This is a genomic window from Klebsiella sp. JN_Kp126 (assembly GCF_033843325.1).
Taxonomy (GTDB): domain Bacteria; phylum Pseudomonadota; class Gammaproteobacteria; order Enterobacterales; family Enterobacteriaceae; genus Klebsiella; species Klebsiella michiganensis.
Map to the genome: position 1 here is coordinate 1 of NZ_JAWXQV010000010.1, position 10,483 is coordinate 10,483.

The 10,483-nt window shown below is 48.3% G+C and carries 7 protein-coding genes and 2 pseudogenes; all 9 read right to left on the reverse strand.

All coding sequences use genetic code 11. From position 1 onward, the window contains the following. Positions 1-591: pseudogene (locus SIK97_RS00580) on the reverse strand (type VI secretion system domain-containing protein); the annotation flags it as partial. A 92-nt stretch (positions 592-683) separates the two neighbouring features. Continuing rightward, a pseudogene (locus SIK97_RS29660) lies at positions 684-1,700 on the reverse strand (type VI secretion IcmF C-terminal domain-containing protein); the annotation flags it as partial. Continuing rightward, the gene (locus tag SIK97_RS29665; protein ID WP_057174011.1) at positions 1,694-2,596 is read right to left on the reverse strand and encodes a hypothetical protein; all 903 of its coding nucleotides are present in this window, start codon (positions 2,594-2,596) and stop codon (positions 1,694-1,696) included. The pseudogene SIK97_RS29660 and the gene SIK97_RS29665, both read right to left, overlap by 7 nt. Next, entirely contained in the window at positions 2,593-3,801 is a 1,209-nt protein-coding gene (locus SIK97_RS00590; RefSeq protein ID WP_032749807.1) for a hypothetical protein, read from the reverse strand. The genes SIK97_RS29665 and SIK97_RS00590 overlap by 4 nt, the downstream gene beginning before the upstream one ends. Before the next feature lie 31 nt (positions 3,802-3,832). Continuing rightward, positions 3,833-4,579 (reverse strand): hypothetical protein, encoded by a 747-nt coding sequence (locus SIK97_RS00595; RefSeq protein WP_047723683.1) that lies wholly within the window; start codon positions 4,577-4,579, stop codon positions 3,833-3,835. Positions 4,580-5,178: 599 nt separating this feature from the next. Then, entirely contained in the window at positions 5,179-5,466 is a 288-nt protein-coding gene (locus SIK97_RS00600; RefSeq protein WP_185962836.1) for a hypothetical protein, read from the reverse strand. A 286-nt stretch (positions 5,467-5,752) separates the two neighbouring features. Further along, positions 5,753-6,445, reverse strand: coding sequence for a hypothetical protein (locus tag SIK97_RS00605; RefSeq protein WP_032749810.1), 693 nt, complete (start codon positions 6,443-6,445; stop codon positions 5,753-5,755). A 3-nt stretch (positions 6,446-6,448) separates the two neighbouring features. Beyond that, positions 6,449-8,737: a M23 family metallopeptidase gene (locus SIK97_RS00610; RefSeq protein WP_032749811.1), complete on the reverse strand. Its 2,289-nt coding sequence runs from the start codon at positions 8,735-8,737 to the stop codon at positions 6,449-6,451. Between the two features lie 14 nt (positions 8,738-8,751). Then, positions 8,752-10,483 (reverse strand): type VI secretion system tip protein VgrG (gene vgrG / locus SIK97_RS00615; protein WP_319610907.1); only part of this gene is annotated, 1,732 nt, incomplete at its 5' end.

A 10,483-nucleotide genomic window follows, 5' to 3' on the forward strand; every position in this document is an offset into this window, starting at 1 on the left:
CAGCCAGAAGCTGGTCCATTTCAGGCTGAAACCGTGACTTATCGGTTTCACTGCGTGCGGCTTTCATGCGCAGCAGTCTGAGGCGACGCGATTTGACTTTAAATAACAGAACCGGTGTCCACTGCGTCAGGGGGATGGACTGTGCCGCAACGTCAAGTTCACCCAACAAATGCAGGGCCAGTTCATTTTTGCCTTCTACTTGGCCACGCGGGCCATCAGCAGACGCAGCAACCATTTATCTGTTGTAGAATCGGTGTCCGGCCGGGTCTGCAGCCAGTGAAATGTGGCATCCAGGCCGTCAGTGTCCGTTTTCTCCTGCGCTTCCGGCACAAGGGCCACAATATCGTTGTCCGTCTCACTGACAGCACTAGCCGGCTCTTCCCGCCTGCCGGACATCTCGTCCAGCACACTTTGATTTATCCCGTTCAGCGTGACCTCATCGGCAAACGGCGTCCCGTTATTAAAGGCCAGGGTTTCAAGTCCGGTAAGGCGGCGCAGCAACCCTTTCAGGTCTGCAGTGATGATGCCGGACAGCACCTCCTGGCCCGACCTCGCCAAGGACTGAAAAGTGTACCACTGCAGGTCAAGCCAGGGCTGCCAGCTTTCCGTGCGTGCCTGCGCCTGCTGTCGCAGCAGATTTTCATTCGCCTGACAGGCAGTAACCAGATCCTGCAGAGTGTCCATCATTCAGTTCCGTCGATATCACTGTCTTCCGTTTTGGTCATCAGCGCCTGAGCCGTAGCCGCGCTGTCGACGCTGAATATCTGATCCGGCAACGTGAAGCCGCGCAGCGCCAGTAACGCCAGCAGCCCGCTGCCGAGCTGTGAGCGCAGCACCCACTGCAGGGTGCGGCCATCCGGTGCGGTGAAACTCATCATCCACTGGCTGCGGTCAAGCTGCTGACGCTTACCCAGGTCAAGCCAGCGAATAAAGCCCCAGGTCCCGCTGTAATCACCAAACAGACGCGCACCGGCATTGACGGTGGTCCATGTCAGCATGGTTCCTGGTTTGTAAGTGTCGCCAGGCCAGCGAATGGACTGCCAGTCAGCCATCTGGTTAAAGTAGTGCAGCTTTTGCCCATCAATGGTCAGCTGCGTTTCCACCACCTGCGGCACAGGACGCGCCTGCAGCTCAAAGGTAATGCTCTGATTGCCATCGGTAAACAGAATGTCCGACAGCTGGCTCAGCTGATTAATGGCCCGCAGGAAGGCCGGGTTGAAGCTCAGCCCCTGGCTGTTGACCTTATCCGGCACCCACTGGCTGCCCTCCTTGTGCAGCACACCGCTGAGCTCCGTCGTCAGGAAGCGCTCAATGCGCCCGCTGTCCTTGCGCACAAACTCCGCCAGCATCGGCAGGGAGGCATCACTTTTGCTGGCGGCAAACGGGAAACGACCGTCAAAGGCAGTTTGCCAGTTCGCGACAACCGAGCGGCTCCATTTATCATTCAGGCTGGCTGCCGACGGCTGAAGCACGGTCTCCCAGGCCTGGGTCAGCGGCTGCACAAACATTGTGCTGCCAAATCCGCTCCACTCCTCGCCAAGGCTTGCCGAAATCAGGCTACCGTACTGCCAGGTGTCGGTAAGGTCCACGCTTTTGCCCTGGAACACGGTCTGCGCCAGGGTCTGCATCATCGCCTGCGGGTCAGAAGCGCTGGCCACCTGTTGCAGGCGCAGCCGCACGCGGGTGATACGGGTCAGGTACCGCCGTCCTGGAGGTGCTGGCCCAGACGCAGCAGGAAGTCGTGGCTGTTGTTCTCAGCGACCTGGCTTACCCCCTGCGCCCGCAGGGCCGGCAGCATCCGCTCCAACTGGCGGATAATATCGTCTTCTTTTGCGCGCAGGGGAAAGCTTGCCCCTACAGCCTGCTCAGGACGCGTACCCTGCGACCAGTTGCTGTCGCACAGCTGCCACAGCCAGACCGGGGCGGAATAACGCAGCAGTTCGCTGATTTTTTCCAGCCCGCGTAAATCGCTGTCGCTGATTTGCGGGGCCAGGTTAAGTGACTGCGGCATGACGCGGACAATCCCGTCCAGCGGGCGTCCGCGGCGCAGCTTGCGTAATGCGGTGTATTTTTCACGGTCAGGCTCCGATGCCAGGCTGCCGCCGTAAATCAGCACGGTGCGGTTGCCTTCGAGCCACTGCTGCTGTTGCAGGCCGGGAACCAGCTGTTCGATTGCGGCTTCATCGCCGGTGATCAGCAGCAGGCGGGTTTTCCGACGCCAGTAAAAACCAGTGCGGGAGCGGAGATGCACCTGAATCCTGTCACACATGGCCACCGTAGGATGAACAGGGGCGTTATCATTTTCCCGTTTCTTTTTCTCATCATCACCACTGGTATTGGCGACAAGCGCATCAAACTCCTTTTTACCGGCACTGAGAGCAGCCCACAGGTGCACAACCAGCATGATAAGTGTGCATCCTGAAATACATCCGCCAGCGATAAGCCAGTAAGTTTGCTGCTGACTACCGTCCTGAATCCCGGCAATATCCGGATGCTTCCAGACCATGAACGTCATAACGGCTAACAGCAAAAAGAAAATTAATGCGACAGCAAGATAGCGGCCTTCCGTAGTCTTCGGTGCTAAAGGTAGCTTCACGGATCCATCTCCTGTCGGGAAGCAATCGGGGTAATGAACGTGCTCCACAGCACATTCTGCGTCGTGTCACCACAGATAATCATCTGTGGTGACTGTGTTTGTCGGGCGATTTCAGTGGCGGCGGCGATGGCCAGCCAGGGCGCTGCCGCTCCGGCATGCCCCATAGACATATCGAGTGAAATGACGGATTCGTTCTCAATAGACTGGGCAGGATGTGAATTCTGGCACGCGATCACTTCTGCGCGCTGCTCACTGGTCATCCCGGCAAGCCATAGATTTTTCAAGATATTTTCTTCGAGTGGGACGTTCCAGGCGGCCATGTTCATTCCCTCACTCAGTTCACCTGGAGGGGATGCATCTGGCCGGTGCAGCAACGCGAGAGGTTCGAGCGCCTCCTGTGTCAGGCGGTTGCCAAGAAGCAGAGCAACGGCTGCTTCAGCAGTATTGTTGGAAACAACCGGATCAACCTGTAGCCCTACGGCGAGTAACATCGACTCATCTTTAATACGATGATCCAGCCAGTGAGCAATACCACCCAGACCACTGCTGGCGACATACTCAACGGCACAACTTATGCCACTCTCTTGCCAGACCTGGTCCCAAATTTCGCGAACAGCAACAAATGGCAACGATGAGGAAATATCAAGGATGACAACCAGAGAGGCTTTTTCGGGAAACTGTCCAATGGGCAGGTCAGCAAGGAGTTCTGAAAACAACCGGGCAATGAGAAAATTTGTAGTCTCTTCCGGATCTACTGCAAAACGGCTCACCCTTTGGCTTTCATTGCCCTTCCAGTCAATCTGGGAAGTGATTATGCTCAGATTGTTTAGCATCTCAACAGCGACGAGTTCCTGATCGTCATTCTGATGCGCAGTGATAAATGTCGTATTTAGTATCTGAAGGGCACGACGAGCCCTGCGGGTCTCACGTAAGATCCATTGTTCCCGTTGCCTGTCAAAACCATTCGCCTTGCTGTCCTGTAACGACCAGACCAACATACGAAAGCCAAAGCTAACGATCCACAGAGCAGCAGGCGTGCCAATAACAAACAACCAAAAGTATTTGCTATCAACATAGCGTCCGAATATACGCATAAAGATCACACTGATGATCAACATCGTCACCAGGACAGCAATCCAGCGAGATGCTTTTGGTGGAACTGGCCGCGCGTAACGTTCGGGGAGATGCTTAAGGGAATACGACATTCACACTCTCAAACTTCAAAATCGCTAAAAATTAACTAAAATAGAAAGATCGTTTGGTTCTCTCGGGGTATCTATCAAAGAGCACCTTATCTTTTTTATAATCTCTATTCTTAATTTCAATAAATGCAACATCACCATTTTGATCATAAATCACATGAACGCCATCCTCGATATAATTCCCTTTTACATAAACATAGTTTATCTCTTCACTAAGACGTCCTTTTTCAATGCCTGATTCATAATATCTTCGGCATTTCATAGCCTTACCATCAAGCGAGCACACTCCAAATTTCGCAAATGAAACCCCATACTTTTCAAAAGTATAAATAGTGGTTACATCTCCTTTATAGAAGAAAAATTTATTTTCTAAGCGGGGTGCATAATTGTAGCCCAAATATAATTTATTGCTTTTATCGCCATCTATATTTGCTGGGGGCATGCCTTGTCCAGTACTGTCAACTTCTGAAACATAAATCTTGCCTATTTCTTTCTGCCCTGAGCAATTTTTTTCTTTTACAAATTCAATTTTTGTTATCCCACGAATGTATTCTTCACTCTCAGATTTATAAGACATACATGCACATGAGTATTTCTTTGACATTAACCGCTTGCCTTTCTTTTTTGTTTCAAATTCTTTAACACCATTCTTATTATAAAATAAAAATGTATCACCTCCAGAGTTGATCAGCACCCCACATGATCTTTGCAGATTGCTTGCTGCATAAGTTGGCAGTGAAATAACTAAAAATAAAAGCAAACCTAAATTTTTAAAATTCATACCCCTCCCAGAAAAACATTAAACAACGTTTTAATATTTGACTATTCATAAGCCTAGTTATTTGTAAGCATCACAGCTTTAGTAGATGAAAAAAAATCAAACACACAACAAGTATTTAAATTATTTAAAATAATTTTTAATCAAGCACCTTAATTATAAAGCTTTCACCTTATTTCCATGCTTAGACAATTGATATACATCATCTATTAAATACTTACCGCCTGAAAATATTAAATGACATTCATATATAGTCCATATTAGTGCCTGCATCACCAGACTCCGAAGGTTTTTCTTTCTTTATCACAACTTCCTGTGCGATATTCTTAGAGCTAAGGACTCTTTCTTTACTCTGAAGATGCAGAAAATATTTCCAAAAAATATCATAACCGACTCTATTAGAAGACTTTATTAAGCAATTCGGCATATTCATATCTTGCATAACCCCCTGTATCTTCACTTAAATTCTGAGTAACTCTCTCGTTCCACACTTCATAATCTCGAATAAAATTCATGACCATTTTCAGGGGGTAACTTTCACAACAGAATACGATGAAAAAGCGGAGAAAGACGACAACGACACTATCAACATTACCAGCAGTTTAATAAACCCCATGTTCACTCCTTGATGGCGTTATCATCACTCTCTTTCTCAATCTATTCGCTATGCTACCCCTAAGGATATCTATTAAACTCCCACGAGCTATTTTTCTGGGATCAAATTCTGGATCTACTGGTCTCAACTTCCCATTTGCAAGATTAAAAAACAGCCCCTGATTGGTTCCGATATAAGCGAGATCCTTTCCTTTTATAAAATCAACGCTAAAGATACCTTCACTCACACTTTTTTCAATCTTTTTATATCTATGATCCAAATCTACAAGAATCACATTTGTATCTTGAGGATTACCCTCATTAATTACTTTCGGCTTACCCCAGAGAATTATTTTATCACCACTGCATTTAACACTCTAGCCATTGATAACAGTATCAAACGTTAGAGTCTTTGTATGATTGTTAATGTCTACGGTTATTGAGTCATTTCCATTTAATGTAACGCCTGATGCATATACATTAAATGAAACAAAAAAACGGCAATTATTGTAATAATCAGATTCATTTGTTAGTCCATCAAATAACAGTAGCAATAACATAATCGCCCCTCTAATTGACCTTTCATTTGTTACTATCATTCAACATTTTTTCATTTACTTTATTATTCAAACCTATTTCCATACTTTCAAAACTCTTTAATACGTAAGGAATTTGTCTACTATCTGAGGCAAGGCTACCTGAACCGCAAAGTGCACTATAAGTAGAATCTTGAACTAAGCAAAAACTAACAAGCTCTTTTGCATTCTTATAGGTTTCTTTATCATCCTTTGTAATATTCTCATCAAATACAACATATCCCTCAGCATTTTTTGCTTTGATATTGTATAACTTCAGCGACTTGTAGGGTCCATCTTGATCTGAAGGAATAATTTCAGATTTTTTATTGTTTGCTTTAACCCATAAAGATTTGCTTCTCGAATAAACAATTTTTTCATTCATACTTCTGTCATACCCGTTACTGTACACTGTATCGGACGATAAACAGACCCAAATATTGACAGGGAATGTGTTAGTGAGGTTATTTTCTTCGGCGCTTACTTTATTTTTAGGTGATACTCTATACTCTTTAAATTTTATAATGCTGCAACCACTAGACTCTGCAGCATTGTAAGAAACAGACGAATTATCATTAATTTCTCTTGCTATAAAATTATCACCATTAAAATCAGCGGGCATATTTATTTCAGGGTTGATATCTGCAAAGGTGAACTTACAAATTGAAAATATGAACAAAGAAAAATATTTTGTTTTCATCTCTTATCTCCTTAACACAATGCCTTCAGGCTTATCTAAAGTAAACGCATTGTTTTCATCTGGAAATTTAATTTCAGTCAGCACAGCCAAGGCACAGGTATATGCGCAGCAACGTTCTATAAATCCATTTATCCCTTGATAATTTCGTCTACTGATAGCTCCTGGCAAATTCACAGTTGCACACGCCCTCCAGAATGCTGGGCTACGATAATAGATTTTAATACCATGCCCTGCAGTCACTGCCTGTCTCTGTAGTTCATGAACTTCATCGGCATATTTTGCCATGCCGGTTAATGACCAATAAAACCCTGCGCTATCGGACGGGTCGAATAGTCCAACATCGACATTTTCACGCCAAGACACCACTTCTTGCTCAAGTCCAGGATGTTGTCCGTCATATAGGATCCTGTTATCTAATCTTTTTTCCCGTTCCCTGAGAGCACGGTCACCTTGGACCCTTCTGTAGTCACTGACCAATTCGTCTCGAACATCATTATTAAATGACCTGCCCCGATATGTAAAATATTTATAGAAATTATCAGGATTAGTTAACTGCAGGAATCCCCTGCCGTACCACGGGAAATACCAAATGTTATAATGGTATCTATGCCCATGCTCGTCTGTAGCGGAATATCGATAATCTTCTCTAGTTACATTCAGCCATTTAGTTTCCTGTACCGAATTCCCTAAAAAACTCACCAATCTGGAAGGTGTGTTAATGCAATACTTCCTAAACATCTTATTCAGCATTGGATAATGTCTTGAGAAGACAGATGTATCACTTTCATGAAACGTGACTGGTTCCCAACTATAGCGAGAACCCGAAGGCCTTATTATATTACGTGGTACAACTTGTTTAAATTCTTCTCGACTGAGCCAATTACACGTACGAAAGTGAGAAATAAATACTCTAGGTTCTATATGCCACAATTTTCCGCTACCAAGAGATCCTGAATCAAAACACAGCGCTTCTGCGTGTTGCTTAAATTTGCCATAGTCTTCCTCACTAATCAGCGTTCGTTCATTTGACTCCTGCGTCCCGGGAATCTGCCATATGGCCGTTTTTTCCGGCGTGCACTGCTCCCAGGGCAGACCGGTCATCAACCATTTATACCTGGCATCAATTGTTTTTATTTCCCACTCGAATGGTAAACAGCAGATAAGCCTGTTGCTTTGAGTTTCGTAACTGCCTTCTTCCTGCAACTTTCTGATGAGCGCCGAATTACATTGGCTGTGGGTATCAATGTCATCATCAACCAGCAACCATCCCGTCCAGTGAGGGAAATCAGCGTCACTAAACTTTTTAATGCTGGAATCAGCAAGATTGACCACCCCTTTTCCTCCCGGGTAATTGACCGTCATCCATAATGGCGCATCTGCCGGCACCAGCGTTTCATGGTCCGTATTGATAACCCGCCCAAAACGCAGCAACTCGAACCCGGCACTGGGGCTTTCCTTATAATTCCGCATCGCGGTTTTATAGAGATTATATTCGTAGTCTTCCCCGTCAGCATTAACCAGCGGCTCGCCCAGCAGATCATACTTCCCGTCAGTCTGTGTGTTCTTCTGTCGGGTCACCATCGTGCAGTTGCCTTGCGCCAGGGTCATGCTGACATACAGAGGCGCATTGCTGGTATAGAGCTCTGAAAGTCCGGTGATAGACGTGCTGTTATCTGCAGGGGCCTTGTCATAAAACTTTGTCTGCGGAGGCAGATAAAAGTGAATATCACCGTAAACCGCATCAGTGCGGCCATTCTTCGAAATATCCAGTTCTCCTGATTTCCTGCCCGTCAGCTTGCTGATGTTGTCGTCATCGCAGAAAATCTGGAAATGAAATTCATTCTGCCCGTCAGTCATTCCGCAAGAGCCTATCGGGTCTTTCCGGTAAATTTTGGCATCAGCTTTTATCTCTGCTTCCAGAAACTTCAGATGCATATACAAAGAGTAAAAAACGACCTTACCGTCATCCCCGGAACCAATTTCTGTCTCATGTTTAAGTAAAACATAGCCATCATCCGTTCCCCTGACAGGGGCATACTTCAACGGGAACTGGTCTCTTTTCTCTGGCGGGGAGGGTTTGCGGAACGATACCACCGTCCCGTCAGCGATTGCCCGAACTTTCTCCACCGTCGAACCGGAGTCCGTATGCGATATATGAATGCCCCCATGCCATGACTCTGATGCATTGAGAGGATATCCCCGGCGGGAATTGACAGGCATCATCACCTCAACCCACTCTGCGTCAGACTGAGTAGCATCTCTGTCTCTCAAAAACGGAGGACTGATAATCATGTTGTGACTCCTTGTCAGGAAAAGCTGAATTTACTGGAAGGTTCGGTGGTTTCAGGCGCCACGTTCGGAAAATCTTCTGGTTTATTGGCCCTTTCTTTTCTCCCGTAGTGCCCGGCTTTGGTCCGGTACTCACCCTGGGTGGCAGATTCAATGCCATTGGCATCCAGTGTGATGTAGCTCCCACCACCATTCAGAGTCAGCTTCTTCTTCGCGATAATTTTGATTTCATCTTCCGTGCTGACAATGCTGATTTCTTTTCGTGCCAGTAACTCCATCATGTCGTTCTGAGCCTGTACCATTACTGGTCCCTGGTTGGCAATTAGCTTCATCCCGAGTTTGCGTACAAACACACTCAGCTGTGCACCGACACCTACAAACAACTTTTTCACCACGCTGACGTCAGCATTTTTTCCGGCCGTGGCAATCAGGTTCTGCCCGGCAGACACCTGCAGGTGTTGTCCGCTGGTCAGCGCCATTCCGTCCGGTGCGCTCATCAACAGCACTGATTTTTTGAGGTCCCTCAGCTGCTGTTCCAGCAGTTTAATCTGCGCCTGCAGGTCGGCCGGGTTCGCGGTTGCCTTCTGCGCATCATCCGAGATGGATGTCATCTGCTCCCGGACATCGCCGAGATTGCTGACCGCCGGCTCCATATCAAGAACCTGGCCCTGCGCCTTCGCCTGCCCGTCAGCACTGATAAAAATCCCTTTCTGCGCCCGGATAGCCCCCCAGCTGTCCGTCCTGAGCTCAAATCCTTCACCGCGCTTCTGCTTATCGGCATCCACTAAATGCCCGAGATTCAGCTGGCTCTTGCCGCCGTACTCCGTGCTGACCTTGATATGCTCTTTCCCGCGCTCATCATCGAGGCGGATTTTGTTGTTAGCCGGGGTGCGCAGCACGTTACGTTTGTAGTTGCGGATGGTGACGTGGTCGCCATGCGCCGAGTCGTGCAGCACCCCGGCGATGTACGGCCGGTCCGGGTTACCGTCCTCAAAACCAATCGCCACCTCGGTGCCCGCGAGCAGCGGCAGATGCAGACCATAAGTATCCCCGGCATACGGCCGGGACTGACGAACCCACAGGCTCTCGAATCCGGTCTCCCAGCTGTCCCGGTCGAACAGCATGTTGACGCGGTAGCGACCGTCTTTATCGATATGCCCGTAGGTGTCATTTTCGGTGGTACTGGTGACGCGGGCCGGTAAGGTGCCGGCCATCACCGGGCGGCTGCCGGGCGCCGGGCGGAAACTAAAATCCGGGCTGTCCGGGATACCGTCAAACCTGATGCCAAAGTCTTCATCACGCCGCGCATGGCTGTGCATCGCCGTGATGAACTCATACGCGGAGATCACCGAGCCAATCGGCTCGCCGCCCGGGGTGTCGTACTCGGCGGTGTAGGTGTGCCAGTAGAGGCCGCTCTGAATCAGCTCCGGCGCGTCTTCGAAGTCCTGGCGCAGATCGTCTTTGGAGACATCCAGAATTTCGGTTTTGACGTTCTGGCGGTAGTCGGTGCTGTCCACCAGCTGCTTCAGGCCGCGCCACAGGGATTCCACCTTCTGGAACTCAGGATGGTGCATCACCGCGTCCAGCTGGCGGCTGATTTGATAGTCCAGCTCCGCGATATGGTGGTCAATCAGGGTCTTGTCGAGCTTCTCCACGGTCTTTCCGGACTGACGGATGCAGTCCATAAACACCTTCATCGCCGCCGTCAGTCGTTCGCCCGCCGGGGCGTCGGACAGCGCGGCATCATCC

Bases quoted from the DNA above. Each gene is read 5' to 3' on its own strand.
- SIK97_RS00590 (WP_032749807.1), bottom strand. From the start codon at position 3,801: ATGTCGTATTCCCTTAAGCATCTCCCCGAACGTTACGCGCGGCCAGTT.
- SIK97_RS00595 (WP_047723683.1), bottom strand. From the start codon at position 4,579: ATGAATTTTAAAAATTTAGGTTTGCTTTTATTTTTAGTTATTTCACTG.
- SIK97_RS00605 (WP_032749810.1), bottom strand. From the start codon at position 6,445: ATGAAAACAAAATATTTTTCTTTGTTCATATTTTCAATTTGTAAGTTC.
- SIK97_RS00610 (WP_032749811.1), bottom strand. From the start codon at position 8,737: ATGATTATCAGTCCTCCGTTTTTGAGAGACAGAGATGCTACTCAGTCT.